Annotated in this window: 14 protein-coding genes and 1 other annotated feature; of the genes, 1 reads left to right on the forward strand and 13 read right to left on the reverse strand. The window is 34.3% G+C overall.

All coding sequences use genetic code 11. The features are described from left to right. Positions 1–42 precede the first annotated feature (42 nt). The 9 genes from FP435_RS04345 to FP435_RS04385 all read right to left on the reverse strand — a co-directional run bounded on the left by FP435_RS04345 (position 43) and on the right by FP435_RS04385 (position 10517). The gene (locus tag FP435_RS04345) at positions 43–1437 is read right to left on the reverse strand and encodes an amino acid permease (RefSeq protein WP_265482871.1); all 1395 of its coding nucleotides are present in this window, start codon (positions 1435–1437) and stop codon (positions 43–45) included. A 5-nt stretch (positions 1438–1442) separates the two neighbouring features. Further along, positions 1443–2375 (reverse strand): homocysteine S-methyltransferase, encoded by a 933-nt coding sequence (mmuM, locus tag FP435_RS04350; protein WP_265484639.1) that lies wholly within the window; start codon positions 2373–2375, stop codon positions 1443–1445. A gap of 35 nt (positions 2376–2410) precedes the next feature. Continuing rightward, positions 2411–2656: a binding site (T-box leader), on the reverse strand. 112 nt (positions 2657–2768) lie between these two features. Further along, the gene (locus FP435_RS04355) at positions 2769–4139 is read right to left on the reverse strand and encodes a threonine/serine ThrE exporter family protein (RefSeq protein ID WP_265482872.1); all 1371 of its coding nucleotides are present in this window, start codon (positions 4137–4139) and stop codon (positions 2769–2771) included. 85 nt (positions 4140–4224) lie between these two features. After that, positions 4225–5610 carry a flavocytochrome c gene (locus FP435_RS04360; RefSeq protein WP_265482873.1) on the reverse strand — a complete coding sequence of 462 codons (1386 nt, stop codon included), beginning with the start codon at positions 5608–5610 and terminating at the stop codon, positions 4225–4227. A gap of 14 nt (positions 5611–5624) precedes the next feature. Continuing rightward, on the reverse strand, positions 5625–7031 hold the full coding sequence (locus tag FP435_RS04365) for a class II fumarate hydratase (protein WP_265482874.1): 1407 nt from the start codon (positions 7029–7031) through the stop codon (positions 5625–5627). A gap of 125 nt (positions 7032–7156) precedes the next feature. Beyond that, positions 7157–7693, reverse strand: coding sequence for a hypoxanthine phosphoribosyltransferase (gene hpt, locus FP435_RS04370; protein WP_265482875.1), 537 nt, complete (start codon positions 7691–7693; stop codon positions 7157–7159). A 219-nt stretch (positions 7694–7912) separates the two neighbouring features. Next, positions 7913–8614: a methionine ABC transporter permease gene (locus tag FP435_RS04375; RefSeq protein ID WP_265482876.1), complete on the reverse strand. Its 702-nt coding sequence runs from the start codon at positions 8612–8614 to the stop codon at positions 7913–7915. Beyond that, a complete protein-coding gene (locus FP435_RS04380) occupies positions 8607–9656 on the reverse strand; it encodes a methionine ABC transporter ATP-binding protein (protein WP_265482877.1) in 1050 nt (349 codons plus the stop codon). Before FP435_RS04380 ends, FP435_RS04375 begins: the two co-directional genes overlap by 8 nt. A 12-nt stretch (positions 9657–9668) precedes the next feature. Beyond that, entirely contained in the window at positions 9669–10517 is an 849-nt protein-coding gene (locus FP435_RS04385) for a MetQ/NlpA family ABC transporter substrate-binding protein (protein WP_265482878.1), read from the reverse strand. A 413-nt stretch (positions 10518–10930) separates the two neighbouring features. Between FP435_RS04385 and FP435_RS04390 the strand changes: the two genes are divergently transcribed. After that, positions 10931–11353, forward strand: a complete 423-nt coding sequence (locus FP435_RS04390) for a hypothetical protein (protein WP_265482879.1) — start codon at positions 10931–10933, stop codon at positions 11351–11353. Between the two features lie 19 nt (positions 11354–11372). Here FP435_RS04390 and bsh read toward each other — a convergent pair whose 3' ends face one another. The 4 genes from bsh to eno all read right to left on the reverse strand — a co-directional run bounded on the left by bsh (position 11373) and on the right by eno (position 15911). Next, a complete protein-coding gene (gene bsh / locus FP435_RS04395) occupies positions 11373–12350 on the reverse strand; it encodes a choloylglycine hydrolase (protein ID WP_265482880.1) in 978 nt (325 codons plus the stop codon). A 161-nt stretch (positions 12351–12511) separates the two neighbouring features. Further along, a complete protein-coding gene (locus tag FP435_RS04400; RefSeq protein WP_265482881.1) occupies positions 12512–14134 on the reverse strand; it encodes an ABC-F family ATP-binding cassette domain-containing protein in 1623 nt (540 codons plus the stop codon). 76 nt (positions 14135–14210) lie between these two features. Then, positions 14211–14495, reverse strand: a complete 285-nt coding sequence (locus FP435_RS04405) for a SemiSWEET family transporter (RefSeq protein ID WP_265482882.1) — start codon at positions 14493–14495, stop codon at positions 14211–14213. Between the two features lie 129 nt (positions 14496–14624). Further along, positions 14625–15911, reverse strand: a complete 1287-nt coding sequence (gene eno / locus FP435_RS04410; RefSeq protein ID WP_265482883.1) for a phosphopyruvate hydratase — start codon at positions 15909–15911, stop codon at positions 14625–14627. Positions 15912–15942 lie beyond the last annotated feature (31 nt).

The raw sequence follows: 15942 nt of genomic DNA on the forward strand, positions 1-15942 counted from the left end.
TTATTTTTTATAATTATTCCAAAATGAAATAATCTAACTTAATTATTCAACCTCTCTTTTTTCTTTACTTATACCTCTTCGTCTTAGCCATAGCCAATGCCCTAGCCAACAAACTGCTACAAATGGCACAGTATAGTACAAGGCAACTCTTTGACTTGAATCAAACCAAATCAAAATACAAGAAATCAAACTAGCAAAAAATGCAAAATATGGAACTACTGGATACCAAGGAGTACGGTATTTTAACTCACTAACTTTTTTACCAGCTTTTATATATTCCTTTCTGAACTTTAATTCACACCAAGCAATTGCCATCCATACAAATACTACTGCCAATCCCGAAATTGATACTAAAACTAAATATACTGTACTAGCAGCAACTTTACTTGAAATTAATGCTAATATACCGCCACACATACTTGCTAATAGCGCCACTACCGGAACACCAGCTTTATTTGTTTTAGCAAAAACAGCAGGCAAGGTCTTTTCATTTCCTAAAGACCAAAGCATTCTTGTTGAAGCATAGAGCCCTGAATTAGCAGCTGAAATAATTGCTGTCAATATTACAAAGTTCATAATATTAGCCGCAAAAGGCACATGAATCTCATCCAAAACATAAACAAATGGACTTTCTGTCACTCCGGCTACTTTATAAGGAATTAGAGCGGCCATTACAACAATACTACCAATAAAAAATACCAATAGACGCCACAAAGTCGTTTTTATTGCTTGCGGGATTGCTTTATTAGGGTCTTTTGCTTCACCAGCTGTAACTCCAATTAACTCTGTCCCTGAAAAAGCAAAGTTAACAGTAAGCATAGTGGTAAATACACCACCCCAACCATTAGGAAGCCAACCATTTTTATAAAAATTAACTAATCCTGGAGCTCCATGCTCACCTTTAACTGATAATAAACCAATAATAGCCGCCCCACCTAAAATAATGAATCCTACAATTGCCAATACTTTGATGGCAGCTAGCCAAAATTCACTTTCTGCAAATCCCTTCACCGAAAAGAAATTACTTAAAAAAATAACAATCATACACACTAAACTCCAGATCCAAACGGGAGTATTAGGGAACCATTTTTGCATAATTAATCCAACTGCCGTAAATTCTGACCCTAATGCAATTGTCCAAGTTAACCAATACAGGATTGCTACCACAAATCCTGCAGAAGGACTAATAAACTTTTTAGCATACACATGAAACGCACCAGTATATGGCATCGCTACTGATAGTTCTCCCAAGCACAACATTACCGCAAAGACAATTAAGGCACCTACTCCATAAGCAAGTACTGTCCCTAAAGGGCCTGCTTCATGAATGGTATAGCCAGAACTTAAAAATAATCCTGTCCCAATTACCCCACCTAAAGAAATCATTTGAATGTGACGTGTGCTCATCTTTCTTTTTAAGTGTGTTTCATGTGCCATTTTATTTACCTTCTTTCCTTAAGTTGATTTAAAGTTTTACTAATTTGGCTAATTTCATTAGGGCCTGTAGTACAACAGCCTCCAATTATTCTGGCACCTTTTTCATACCATTTTTTAGTTAATTTTGAAAAATCAAAACTTTCTTTAACTTCTTCCCACTCTTTAATTTCAGGATTATAGCTTGATCCTTGATTAGGATAAACAATTAAAGGCTTACTAGTATTTTTATTCAAAACTTCTAAAGCTGGTGATACTAAGGTTGGAGCTACACAATTAACTCCCACCCCAAGAACTTGCTCATATTTATTAATGGTTTGGGCAACCTTAGCTAACGAAGTTCCGTCACTAATTGAAGTTTTATTTTTTAAGGTAAAACTTACATATACTGGAATCTTTGGTTCATTTTGTGCTAGCCAATCGAGTAAGGCCTCTACTTCACTTAATTTAGGTTGTGTTTCAATTGCAATGATATCCGGATGTTCAGATAGAATTAACTTTAATCTTGATAAATGAAAATCTAAGTATTCTTGCTTACTTAATTCATAATCTCCTCGATACTCATTTCCATCTGCCAAGTAAGCTCCATAAGGTCCTACTGTCCCTGCCACATAGTTATGAATACCAGTTTTCTTTTCATAATCATCTCTTGCTTTCTTAGCAATTTTAACTGCTTTTTTGATAAATTCACTGGCTTGTTCTTGACTGTAACCAGCCTTTACGAAAGCTGGAATATTTGCTTGATAAGTATCGGTAATAACAATATTGGCTCCTGCCTTAAAATAACTTAAGTGGGCTTGATAAACTTTTTCTTCTTGATCAATTAATGCAGCCGCTGTCCAAAGCTTACTATTTAAATCTGTTCCTTGTCTTTGCAACTCATCTGCCATTGCCCCATCAAGTACTAATCCTTTTTTAGCTTCTTCAAAAATTGTCATCATCATACCTCCTATTGCAAACAAAAAAGCACTCATCACATAAGGACGAGTGCTTCGTGTTACCACCTTAATTTATTATTTATTTACATAAATAACCTTCGTAAGTAGCTCTCCATTGAGAATTACCTTGCATTTTTAACGAATGCAACCCCGTAGTTAGCTAAAAATTCACTAACTCTGATGTCCAAGCCCATCTTCACTAATTCCCTTTACTTGACTCTCACCAGTCGTCAATTCTCTGTACTAAATTAAAATTAGTTACTCTGCTCTTCAAAATCTTTTAATTTATTTGTTAATAATTTTAATATAAATCATATTTTTGTCAAGATGATTTTAAGTCAATTTTGCTTAAATATACTATCAAAAAATGCCTATGGAAACTCCACAGGTATTATTCTATCCAGCATGACGCCAATGTTTATCTGTTAAAATTCTTGCCACAATTAATCCGAGTGGTAAGCAGAAAATAATCATTATTGCTTGCATTGCCCACCGTGCACCAATATTAATTGAAATAAATCCAAAATTAAACATTGCACGATACATATAAAGCCCTGGCACCATAATCACAATTGAAGGGACAGTAATTGCAATTCTTGGATAGCCTATTTTTTGATGAATGAAGGATGCTAGCATCCCTGCGATAAAAGCTCCAATAAATGCTGCAGCAGCTGCCGGCATATTTATCCATTGTACTAAACTCAAACGTAGTGTATTAGCAATTGCTCCAATTAGCCCAGCAGCTGTCGCCATTTGAATTTTTGAATTAAACATAATTGAAAAGCCAAAAACTCCACAAAAGCTAGCAATCAAACGTAAGATAGTTAAAGTTACTGCTCCTAAATTAAGAGGTAAAAAATCTTGTGGGTGTACATTTAAAATCATCGCTACACCCCAACCTACACTAGTTGCAATTAAAATAATCATTAATGCATATGCCATTCTCTCTAAACCAGACCGCATATCTAATTTGGACATATCAAGTCCCGAAGTAATAAAAGGAAAGCCTGGAATCACAAATAGCATCGCTCCAATATAACCATCAAGTAAGTGTTTACTTAAAGGAATAAAAAGACGAAGTAGATAAAATGCTCCTACATACACACAGGAAGCAACAGTAACAGCTACAATAATATTTGCCACAATCGTTAAGCGACGGTCAATCATCTTTCGTCGAACATAATTTCCAACTCCAGCGCCTAAAAATGCACAAATTACTTCAACTATTCCTCCGCCTAAAAGAAAGGTAAATCCTCCACAAGCTAGAGCAGCTGCCAATCCTACTTGCCAAGGAGTATATTGAGCTTTCATTCGAGAAATTTTAGTTAATCGCTGATGAATCTCACCAATTGTCCAATTGCCATCATCGTTTTCAAATTCATACACAAACTTCGACATATAGTGAAGTTTTGTGGTGTTAACACCTGTTGAAGGTAAACTTAAGGCTTGGGTATAGCTCTTTCCATCTCTATCAACACAAGTATACTCTAAAGACACTAAACCAATATCCGCACTACAAGTCATATTCAGCTTTCTAGCTACTGTATTCATTGCAGTTCTAACACGCCAAGCACCAGTTCCATAAGATAAAAACATCATTCCAATATGACCAACAATTACTGCGCGTTCAGATAAAGTTGCATCCTTTGCAGCTGTCTGGTTATCACTAGTAAAAAATTCTTTCCAGCGAATTCTCATATGATGGTGATGGGACAACCTTTCCTGTGGTTTTAATCGCTTTCGCTGCTCATCTTCTTTTTTTGTCATTTTCTCACATTCCTAAAATTTGTTTTACTTAATAAATTTTATCACAAAAAAAGAGCTGTACTCTGAAAAGTTCAGCTCTCTTAAATTATTTAGCTTGAATAGTTTGGGCAATCTGCTTTCCAGCTTCTCGACCAAAAACTATAGTTTCAGCAATTGAATTACCACCAATACGATTATTACCATGTAGTCCTCCTGCTACCTCTCCTGCAGCATAAAGACCTGGAATTAAATTACCATTAGTATCATAAACGCGTGTATGTTCATCTACATGAATACCACCCATCGTATAGTGAATAGCTGGAGCAATATGAATAGCAAAAAATGGTCCTTTATCAAGCTCACGTTCCATTCCAGTAGTACGGTGAAATTCATTATCATTTTTAGATACAACCGCTTGATTCCATTTTGCCACTGTTTGCTTCAAAGTCTCTTGATCGACATTAATTTCTTGGGCTAACTTCGCTAAAGTATCACCCTTTTTGACCAAGCCAATTGAATCATAAAATTCAATTGCTCTTACACGCTCCCGAACTCCTTGATCAAAAATCAAATAAGCGTGTTTAGTAGCAGTCTGATTAATTGCTTCAGAAACAAGCTTGCGTGTAGCTAATTCATTAACAAATCTTTTTCCTGCTTGATCAACCAAAATTGCGCCTTCACCACGGACAGCTTCCCCAATTAAATATGCGCGCTCAGTATCTTGTTGGACTGTTGGATGAACTTGCACCAATTCTAATTGCTCAAGTTGCGCACCAATTTTATCTGCTAATTTCAAACCGTCGCCAGTTGCTCCTGCTTGATTAGTTGTAGCATAATCCTTAAGATCAGGACGATATTTGGCCATTAAGTCTTTAGAAGCTCCAAAACCACCTGTTGCAAGTAAAACTGCTTGACTAGTAATTTCTTTTTCTCCGTTTACTTCCACCCCAAAAACTTTACCTTGATCATCTTGCAATAGTTTTGTTACTTTTGCTTTATTAATAATCGGAATATTTCTCTTAGCAGCTTCCTTTAAAAGGCCAGTTACTAAAAATGCGCCAATTGGTGCCATGGTAGTTGGACGGTGAGTACGTCTTTTACTCATTCCACCAGCAATTGTCAAATCATCAACATGAATACCCAAATCTGCTAGCCAAGAAATTGCTAAAGGTGCATGATCAACAAAAAAGCGTAACATTTGACGATCATTCATAAACCCACCGGCTTTTAAAGTTTCTTGATAAAAAGTTTCAATTGAGTCATTAACTCCTAAACGCGACTGCACTACTGTTTCTGCAGCATTCATCCCTGAACTTGCCTTAGTAGTATTACCACCTAATTTTTCATTTTTTTCTAAAATTACTGGCTTTAAACCATATTGATGAGCTTGAATTGCAGCAGCAAGGCCAGTACCACCAGAGCCAATAATTACTACATCATAATTATCTTGACTATCTTTAAGCTCTTGAGGTGTAAAAATAAACTTTTCCATTTTATTTCCTCACATTAATCATTAATTGGCTTTGTTTGCGTAGCCTTAGTCATTTGTAAGGGATCAATCCACTTATCATATTGACTTTCAGTAACTTTTCCACTCTTTAACGCCGCTTGACGTAAAGTCAATCCTTCCTTATCAGCAAGTTGGGCAATTTCTGCAGCAGCATGATAACCAATATGGGGAGATAAAGCAGTCACTGTCATTAACGAATTATCAATGTCTTTTTGCATTTGCTTTTTGTTAATCTTCATTCCATAGATCATTTTGTCAGCAAAAGCTACAGTAGTTTCTGATAAAATTTCTGCTGATTCCAAAAAGGCAGCAATCATTACTGGTTTATAGACATTCATTTCAAAATTACCTTGTGATGCCGCAACAGTTATTGTGGTATCATTTCCAAATACTCTTACTGCAGCCATGGTTACTGCTTCTGCTTGAGTGGGATTAACCTTACCTGGCATAATAGAAGAACCTGGTTCGTTTGCTGGTAGTTCCAACTCTCCTAAACCAGCTCTTGGACCTGAACCTAAGAAACGAATATCTTGTGCAATTTTAAATAGATCAGCAGCAATCGTCTTAATTGCTCCATGGACAACATCTAAACCAGAATGGTTGGCAAGTCCAAAAAATTTATTAGTTTCTACTTTAAAGGTATGTCCATATTCTTTAGACAAAGTTTCAGCTATGCTTTCTGCCATACCGTCAGCTGCGTTTAACCCCGTTCCAACCGCAGTGCCTCCAATTGGTAATTCATCTAAAGTTGGTTCTAACTTCTTAAGATAATCTAATCCGTGATTTAAAGCAGAAATATATCCTGAAATTTCTTGGCCAAAAGTTAAAGGGACTGCATCTTGCAAGTGGGTGCGACCCACTTTAACTGTTGTCCAATACTCTTTTTCTTTAATTAATAATTCATCTACTAAGTGTGAAATTGACTTTTTTAAGGTATCTACTGCACCAACTGCTACTAAATTCATTGCGGTTGGGAAAGTATCATTTGAAGATTGACCCATATTTACATCATCATTGGGTAAAATATCAAGTCCAGGATTATTTTTATTTGCTAAGTTAGCGACAACTTCATTAACATTCATGTTAGTTTGTGTGCCTGAACCTGTTTGATAAATATGAAGAGGAAAATCTACCCGTAACTTTTCATCATCTAGACTTAATAATTGATTAATAGCATCTACAATCGCTTGACCTTTTTGAGCAGTTTGCTTGCCCATCTTCATATTAGCTAAGGCGGCTGCCTTTTTTATGTGAAGTAGTGCACGAATAATTGCTATTGGCATTAAAGCACCTGCATGGAAATTATTTTTACTACGTTGAGTTTGAGGACCCCAAAGTGCATCCTTAGGAATTTTAACTGGTCCTAATGTATCACTTTCAATACGATAATTGTTTTCTACCATTTTAATGCCCTTTCTAATCATTTTTCTTAATGCCCTTTCTAATCATTTTTCTAAAGTGATAATACCATAATTAATTACTTGTGAAAAGCATCTCAAACTCAAAAATAAAAAAGACCTTTCGGTCTTTAGTTAGTGTAGACTTCTTTCTTTAAAACTCCTACATATGGTAAATTACGATACATCCCACTGTAGTCTAAGCCATATCCCACCAAATATTCATCAGGTGCACTGTAGCCAATATAATCTCCCTTTAAGGCTACCTCACGGCTCTCAGGCTTATCTAACATGGCACAAATTTCCACAGTTTTTGCCCCTCTTTTTAGTAAAAGCTCTTTTACTGCTTTTAAGGTATGACCTGTATCAATAATATCCTCAAATAGGATTACGCGACGACCTTTGACATCAGTTAATACATCATGAATAATCTTCACATCCCCAGTTGAATGAGCGCCAACATAACTTGATGCTTTCATTACATCTACATTTAATTTGAAATTTAGACGCTTTAACATATCCCCCGTAAAAATCATTGCTCCCGTCATTACAGAGATAATTAATGGAAAATCTCTCTTATATTCTGCTGTTAGCTCCTGTGCTAATTCATCCATTCGTTTATTTAATTGGTCTTGAGTATATAGTACTTTTTCAATATCGTTATTCATTTGCTTTTCCTTTTAAAATCATTAACGATAAGATTTTAACATATTTTAGACACAAATTTAACAAAAAAAGCATTTTTAATGTGTTTTTTGTTAACTATTTTAAATATTTTAAAAATAAATATTCGTGTTTTGTTAAAAAACATTTTTTAATATCGATATAGAAATTTATAAAAAATCGCATTCGATTGAAAACCGAAATGCGACTTAAAGGGAAGTTTATTAACGTTCTTGGTGATTTAATTTTTTAGCTAAGAAATCACCCACCACTTGAATTATCAATACTAACAATAATACTAGTAAGGTAGCTACTAAAGTAACATCATTATTGAATCGGTTATATCCGTATGAAATAGCAGTATTACCCAAACCACCTGCTCCAACAGCACCAGCCATTGCAGTTAACCCAATTAAACTAATTAAAGTTACTGTTGAAACTCGAACTAATTCTGAACGACTTTCTTGTAAATATACATCAAAAATAATATCACTTGTTGAAGCACCTAAAGCCTGAGCTGCTTCAATTTTTCCAGAATCAACACTTTCAAGTGCTACTTGTACTTGACGCGCAAAGAATGGGAAAACTCCTAAAGTTAAAGGCACTAAGGCTGCTTTCATTCCAATTTGAGTTCCAACAATTTTCTGAGTAACAGGTGCTACAAAAGCTAATAAGATAATAAATGGCACAGCTCTAAAAATAGAAACTATCTTATCGACAATATTATAAGCAACTTTGTTAGCTAAAATACCATTTGGTTTAGTTAGGATTAACAATAAGCCAAAAATTATTCCCAAGATTCCTCCAAAGATTGCAGCCCAAAAGGTCATAAATAAAGTTTGAAAGATGGCAGTACCCCAGCCTGCATCCCCACCCCAGCCCAGGGCAATTACATTAGGTAAATATTTTTCAAAAAAACTAACCATTAGTCAACACATCCTTATCTAACTTAGTTACTACTACATTTTTACTTTCCAAGAATTTAATTGCTTCTTCTTGCTTTGCTTTATCTAATTTTAAGAGAATTGCCAATGTTCCAATTGGTTGTCCACTTAACACTTCTACATTTCCATAAAGAATGCTTGCCTTAGTATCTAAAGCTACATCTAAATCCGCAACAACTGACTTTGTAACATCATTAATGTTATAGACTAATTGGAAAAGTTGTTCATTGTCTTCTAAATTACTAAAGTGGTAAGTTTCTAAGATATGTTGAACCTCCAAAGCTCCTCCAACAAATTGACGCGTAAGCTCCTTCTTTGGATGTAAAAATACTTCCCTTAAGTTTCCTTTTTCAACTATTTTTCCCTTTTCCATGATGGCAATTTTATTAGCCACTCTTTTTACTGCATCCATTTCGTGAGTAATCAAAACTACAGTTAATTGTAATTTTTTATTTAATTCGTATAATAAATCTAAAATTTGATTCGTAGTCTTTGGATCAAGTGCACTAGTGGCTTCATCTGAAATTAAAATATCTGGATCATTAGCTAAAGCTCTAGCAATTGCAACACGTTGTTGCTGCCCACCTGAAAGTTGAGCAGGATAATAATTAGCTCTATCTTTTAATCCAACTAAATCTAATAAGTGCAGGCACTTTTCTTCAAGTTCTTGATCAGATAACTTAGCATGCTTTAAAGCAAAAGCCACATTTTCTAAAACTGTTTCCTCATTTAAAAGATTAAAGTGTTGGAAGATCATTCCTATCTTTCTTCTTTTAACTTGAAGTTCTTTTTTACTTACTTCAACTTTTTTATCTGCAAATAAAGTTGTTCCATTTACTTCAATTGTACCTGAGGTAGGAAGTTGCAGAAGATTTATTGTCCTAACTAAAGTAGACTTACCTGCTCCTGAAAAGCCAATTACTCCGTAAATATCACCTTTATCTATTCTTAAGCTAACATCATTAACTGCCTTATTTTTACCAAATTCTACAGTAATATTTTTTAGATCAATTTGTACACTCATCAAATTTCCCCCTTACTTTGTATCCCACGCTGGGACTTCAGTACTCCCATAATATTTCTTAATAAGTTTTTTCGTTTTTTCTGTTTGGTAAGCCTTAACTAATTCCTTATAGATCTTTTTATTTTTATTAGCTTTAGCTGCTACCAAAATATTAATCCATTGCTCTGAATCTTTATTGATTGGCTCTACATAAATTGTTTCTTTATCAGTTAACTTAGCTGGTCTTGCATAAGTATTATTTACTACACTTGCATCAACATCTTCTAAGACACGGGCTGTTTGATCAGCTGAAACTTCTTTAATTTTTAAATGCTTTGGATTTGACGTAATATCTGCAATTGTTGCTAGAGTATTCCCATCCTTTAATTTAATTAAACCTGCATTTTTCAAAAGATAGAGTGCCCTTGATTCATTAGAAGCATCATTTGGTACAGCAATTGTTGCCCCATCTGGAATTTCTTTAATACTGCTATACTTCTTTGAATATAACCGAATTGGAGCTATATAAGTTTTACCAACCGCAACCAAATCTCCCTTATTTGCCTTATTCCAAGCTTTCAAAAATGCATAGTGTTGGAAAGCATTAAGATCAATATCTCCATTAGCTAATGCCTTATTGGGTTGATTATAATCAGTAAAATTCTTAATTTTAATATTAATCCCATATTCTTCTTTAGCATCTTCTGCCACACTCTTCCAAATCGCTGCATCTTCTTTAGTCTGACTAACTACTCCTACGACAATTTGTTTATCATCTGGCTTAGCTGAGCTAGTTGGTCCAAAACTAAACCAACCCGCCACTACAATTAACACCGCTACTAGCGTCCAAATTATCCTATTCCGTACTCTTTTTTTATGCATATTTTTTCCTCCCCAAACAAAAAAGCACTCGCCCTCAAAAGGACGAATGCTTCGCGTTACCACCTTAATTTACTATTTATTTACATAAATAGCCTCAACAAGTAGCTCTCTAACAAAGAGAATTACTTTGCTTTGTTAACGAGAGCAACCCCGTTAATGGCTTACCTTAAAACTCACCATTACCATTATGTACTAGTCCATATTCAATACTAATTCCTATCTATTTCCACCACACATAGACTCTCTAAGAGTGAAGTTCATATTTACTCAACTAGTAAAATGTTTAATATAAATTTGTTAAAATTATATTATAATCTTCTGGAGATGATGTCAAGGATTTTTTTCATATTTTTGAAATTGCTTTTAATCATTAAACCTAGTAGACTAAAATTACTAAAAGGAGGATTTAATTTTTGAAAAATTCTGATGCTCAAAAAATGGTTAACAGACTGGAGTTTCTCAGTACGAGTTTTAATCTAGTTATTGGCTGTGGAATGATTTATTATGGAACTAATCAAGAAATCAATACTTTTGCCCGAATTTGTCTTTTAATAATAGCTATTATTATCATTTTTCTAAATCATTATACTTCGACCTGGAAAAAAGAAATTCAAGAAAAATATGATATCCCTGATGAAGTAGACGAAAAATATCTTGAATCTCCCCCTGTTTTAATCGCATCATTAATATTTTTCATCTTTGTGATCGCAGTATTAATCTTTTTTGTGCTTCATCTTCATTTTAATCTCTGGTTCATTTTAGGTTTAATCTATACCATCATAACCTTAATGACCATTTTTTTAGATTTATTAATTCAAATTATTGAGAACAAATAAAAGCGCCTTACGGCGCTTTTTAGTTTTGGTAATTAATTGTTTGTGACTTTTTAGTGGCATAAGAACTTAAGTCACTGCCATCTAAGTCAACTTTATGCATATCAACTGCAGAAATTTGATTATCTTCATAGGTAGTGTAGTAATACATTCCTGTTTCTAAATTCATACAATCAGAATAAATGGTATATTCAAATGAATTTGGTGCTACTTCATCAAGTCCTTTAGGCTGTGCTACTGATCCTAAAACATGGAAGTAATTAGTAACATTTTCATCTTCACTCTTACCTTTTGGTGCATGTTGCAAAGCAAAAGAAACTTTTACAAAACGACCTTCTGAATCCATTCCACCTGGTAAATTATGTGTCCCAAGAGAACGACTATAGTAATTAATATCCACGCCTGGTGCAAAAGTATTTTTAGGTTCACCTGGAGTAATTCCTACATAATTTCCTAAGTTTAACATTTGTTGTGGGAAGGATGGATTATTAGTAAGGGTATGAATAGGGTTATCATAAACATGAAGTCCATCAGCATCAGGTTCAACTACAATACTTGCTCCAGTTTTATCACCTAAAATCCAGTGTAGAGGTGATGGTTGGGTTTCCTTTGAAAAAGCAGTATTAGTAATATTAAGGTTCTCCATTAACTTTTTAGCTTCAGCCACAGTTTTAGCTTGACCTAAAATATATGGAATAAATTCAAAAGATGCAACGTTAGTCATCTTAGGATTTGAAGGCATGTAAGTTGCATTACCAGCATAAGCTAATCCTGCCATACCAAGTCCAGCTTCATTAGCTGCATCGAAATATAAAGGATAATCATTAGCAATCATTGCCATTCCAATAATGGCTAAATGACTCTTCATATTTGAAACTTCACTGAATTTAAATTCATAGTTTCGAGGTGTAATTGTTACTTTTTGACCAAAAGTAATTTCTAAGTCTAAATTACGTCCAAAATAATGATTGTCTGAACTATAAAGGATTCCTGTACACATAATTACTCTCCTTATTAAAATATTTCTTTTTACTCACTTTGAGTTTAACCCCAAATTTTCTACAATTTAAATTTTAACACTTCTAATAATTAATAATTATAGTTATTATATTATTTTTCAAAAAAATACTGCTAAACATTTAACGTTTAGCAGTATTTGATTTAATAAATAGCTTTAACTTGCTCTTGAATATTTTCTCTTTCTAAGAATTCATCATAAGTCGTATCAGCACGACTGACAATTCCTTTTGGTCCAACTTCAATAATGTGATTGGCAATTGTCTGAATAAATTCATGATCATGCGAAGTAAAAATCAAAGACCCTGGGTAATCCTTTAATGCATCATTTAATGAAGTAATGGATTCTAAATCCAAGTGGTTAGTTGGGTCATCCATTACTAACACATTAGCAGGTTGTAACATCATGCGAGATAATTGACAACGAACTTTTTCTCCCCCAGAAAGCACCTTGATTTGTTTTTCGATTTCATCCCCACTAAATAGCATTCTTCCCAAAAAGCCACGTAAAAAGGTATTATCATCTTGATCCTTTTGGGCATATTGACGCAACCAGTCTAAAATAGTGAGTTCATCATTATTAAAGTTAGCGTTTAAATCTCTCGCCATATAATTAAAAGCAGTTGTTTGCCCCCAAGTTACTGTTCCAGTATCTGGAGTTACTTTACCCGTAATAATTTCCATCAAGGCAGTTGTAGCTAAGGTATTTTTGGATAAAAACGCTACCTTGTCTCCTGGACGAACAATAAAGGAAACATTATCCAGAATTTTTTCGCCATCTACTGAATATGATATATCCTCTACTTTAAGTAAATCATTTCCTAAATCACGATGTGTTTCAAATTTTACATAAGGATACTTTCTTAAAGAAGGACGAATATCATCTAAAGTAATCTTATCTAATTGCTTTTTACGTGAAGTAGCTTGCTTAGATTTAGAAGCATTGGCTGAAAAACGAGCAATGAATTCTTGTAATTCCTTGATTTTTTCTTCTTTTTTAGCATTTTGGTTTGCAGCCAATTCAGAAGCTAGTTTACTTGATTCATACCAAAAATCATAGTTCCCCACATAAAGTTGAATTTTTTGATAATCTACGTCGCACATCTGTGTACATACTTGATTTAAAAAGTGACGATCGTGAGAAACAACAATAACAATTTTAGGATAATCAGCTAAAAAGTTTTCTAACCAATTAATGCTGTGCACATCTAAACCATTAGTAGGCTCATCCAATAATAAAATATCTGGTTCCCCAAATAAAGCTTGAGCAAGTAATACTTTAACCTTCTCCGCTTCTGGTAATTCACTCATTTTACTTTGATGCACATCTTCTGGAATTCCTAATGATTGCAATAATCTTGAAGCGTCAGCTTCTGCATTCCAACCATCTAATTCCGCAAATTTTGTTTCTAATTCTGCCGCTTTAACTCCATCTTCATCCCCAAAATCGGGCTTAGCATAAAGGGCATCTTTTTCTTTCATTACTTTATAGAGTTCTTTATGACCCTGGATAACTGTATCCAAAACCGTAAAATCTTCAAATGCAAAGTGATCTTGATTTAAGCTAGACATTCTTTCATTAGGATCAATTGCAATATTTCCAGTTGTAGGTTCTAACTTACCTTCTAATAATTTTAAAAAGGTAGATTTTCCTGCTCCATTTGCTCCAATAATTCCATAACAATTCCCAGGAGTAAATTTTAAATTTACATCTTCATAGAGGGTACGACCAGATAAGTTTAAACTTAAGTCAGATACTGTAATCAAATGTAATAATCCTTTCTACTTCAAAACTATAATGTTCTTAGTATAGCAGATTTTTTTAAACTCGCCTAGGAGAGACTTAATGTAAACTGGTAATAAAAGTGAGTAAACCAAAGATAATTCCAGGTGCATTAGCCCAGAAAACCGGCCAATCTTTTTGTCTCTTTTTTAAGGCATAGATTGACCATAAAGTACAGTTAATAGCAGCTACCAATGGCTGAACTGGACTACCATATTGTCCATGTAAATTATTCATAATTTGAGGGATGTAAGAAACATACATCAAAATTGCAATAATTGAAGCTACTTTACCTAATATGCTAATAAATAAGGTTTCTTTATTACTATTTTCATTATTTTCCATAATATTCTTCTTTCAAAAATGAGTATATGGATTATTCTATAATAATATGAAAAGGTTTTCAAATCTTTCTTATAAAAAATCGATACAGCTCTTGCCGTATCGATCTTTAATTTATTTAATTAGCTAAAATTAGTCCAAGTCAACGTTATCTGGGAAGAATGCTAAACGTTCACCTTTACCAAGTTGTTCTTCAATTTCAAGTAAACGGTTGTACTTTTCAACACGTTCTGAACGTGCTGGAGCACCAGTCTTCAATTGACCACCATTTACAGCAACTGAGAAGTCAGCGATGAAAGTATCACCAGTTTCACCTGAACGGTGAGAAATCATAGTGTTGTAACCATTCTTACGTGAAAGACGAATAGTTTCTAAAGTTTCAGTAACAGTACCAATTTGGTTCAACTTAATTAATGAAGCATTACCAGCACCTTCGTGAATAGCCTTGTTTAAAAGCTTAGGATTAGTACAGATAAAGTCATCTAAAACAATTTGTACACGATCTTTGTGGCTTTGAGTAAACTTAACCATACCTTCAACATCGTTTTCATCAAATGGGTCTTCCATAGAAATTAATTCTGGGAATTCCTTAAGTAACTTGTCGTAGTAGTCACTTAATTCTTCATCAGTTAAGACTTTACCTTCCAAGTGGTACTTGCCATCTTCCTTGTTGTAGAAGTATGAAGCAGCACAGTCACATGCAATAGCAATATCTTCACCTGGCTTGTAACCAGCTTTAATAATTGATTCATGTAAAGCTTTCAAAGCTTCTTCTGAGTTCTTCATGTTAGGTGCGAAACCACCTTCATCACCTAAACCAGTTTCGTAACCCATATCTTCAAGAACTTTCTTCAAAGTGTGGTATACGTTAACAATCTTTTCGAAACCATCACGGAATGAAGTCTTCTTAACTGGAGTAATCATAAATTCTTGTAAGTCAATACCGTTGTCTGCGTGTTCCCCACCATTAATAACGTTGTGGAAAGTTTGTGGCATTTCAAGATCAGTACCACCTAAGTAACGGTATAAAGGTTGGTGGTTATCTTTAGCAGCTGCAGCAGCAGTAGCCATAGATACACCTAAAATAGCATTAGCACCTAAACGACCCTTGTTTGGAGTACCATCTAAAGCAATCATAGTTGCATCGATGTTTGGTTGGTCGTGTGGATCCAAGCCCTTTAAAGCATCGTTAATTTCAGTATTAACATTGTTTACAGCGGTCATAACTCCCTTACCGCCAAGACGTTCACCACCGTCACGCAATTCAACAGCTTCGTTTTCACCAGTTGAAGCACCTGATGGAACTTCAGCCTTACCTACGACCCCATTTGAAAGAGTAACAAAAACTTCAACAGTTGGGTTACCACGTGAGTCAAAGATTTCAAGTGCGTGAATATTTTCAATAACTGATTTGAGCATTAGTCAAAATCCTCCTTAGAATATGTGGCGA

The sequence above is a fragment of the Lactobacillus sp. PV037 genome, assembly GCF_014522345.1.
GTDB lineage: Bacteria > Bacillota > Bacilli > Lactobacillales > Lactobacillaceae > Lactobacillus.

Coding starts and splice junctions, on each gene's coding strand:
- FP435_RS04345 (WP_265482871.1), bottom strand. CDS start 1,437: ATGGCACATGAAACACACTTAAAAAGAAAGATGAGCACACGTCACATT.
- mmuM (WP_265484639.1), bottom strand. CDS start 2,375: ATGATGACAATTTTTGAAGAAGCTAAAAAAGGATTAGTACTTGATGGG.
- FP435_RS04355 (WP_265482872.1), bottom strand. CDS start 4,139: ATGACAAAAAAAGAAGATGAGCAGCGAAAGCGATTAAAACCACAGGAA.
- FP435_RS04360 (WP_265482873.1), bottom strand. CDS start 5,610: ATGGAAAAGTTTATTTTTACACCTCAAGAGCTTAAAGATAGTCAAGAT.
- FP435_RS04365 (WP_265482874.1), bottom strand. CDS start 7,031: ATGGTAGAAAACAATTATCGTATTGAAAGTGATACATTAGGACCAGTT.
- hpt (WP_265482875.1), bottom strand. CDS start 7,693: ATGAATAACGATATTGAAAAAGTACTATATACTCAAGACCAATTAAAT.
- FP435_RS04375 (WP_265482876.1), bottom strand. CDS start 8,614: ATGGTTAGTTTTTTTGAAAAATATTTACCTAATGTAATTGCCCTGGGC.
- FP435_RS04380 (WP_265482877.1), bottom strand. CDS start 9,656: ATGAGTGTACAAATTGATCTAAAAAATATTACTGTAGAATTTGGTAAA.
- FP435_RS04385 (WP_265482878.1), bottom strand. CDS start 10,517: ATGCATAAAAAAAGAGTACGGAATAGGATAATTTGGACGCTAGTAGCG.
- bsh (WP_265482880.1), bottom strand. CDS start 12,350: ATGTGTACAGGAATCCTTTATAGTTCAGACAATCATTATTTTGGACGT.
- FP435_RS04405 (WP_265482882.1), bottom strand. CDS start 14,495: ATGGAAAATAATGAAAATAGTAATAAAGAAACCTTATTTATTAGCATA.
- eno (WP_265482883.1), bottom strand. CDS start 15,911: ATGCTCAAATCAGTTATTGAAAATATTCACGCACTTGAAATCTTTGAC.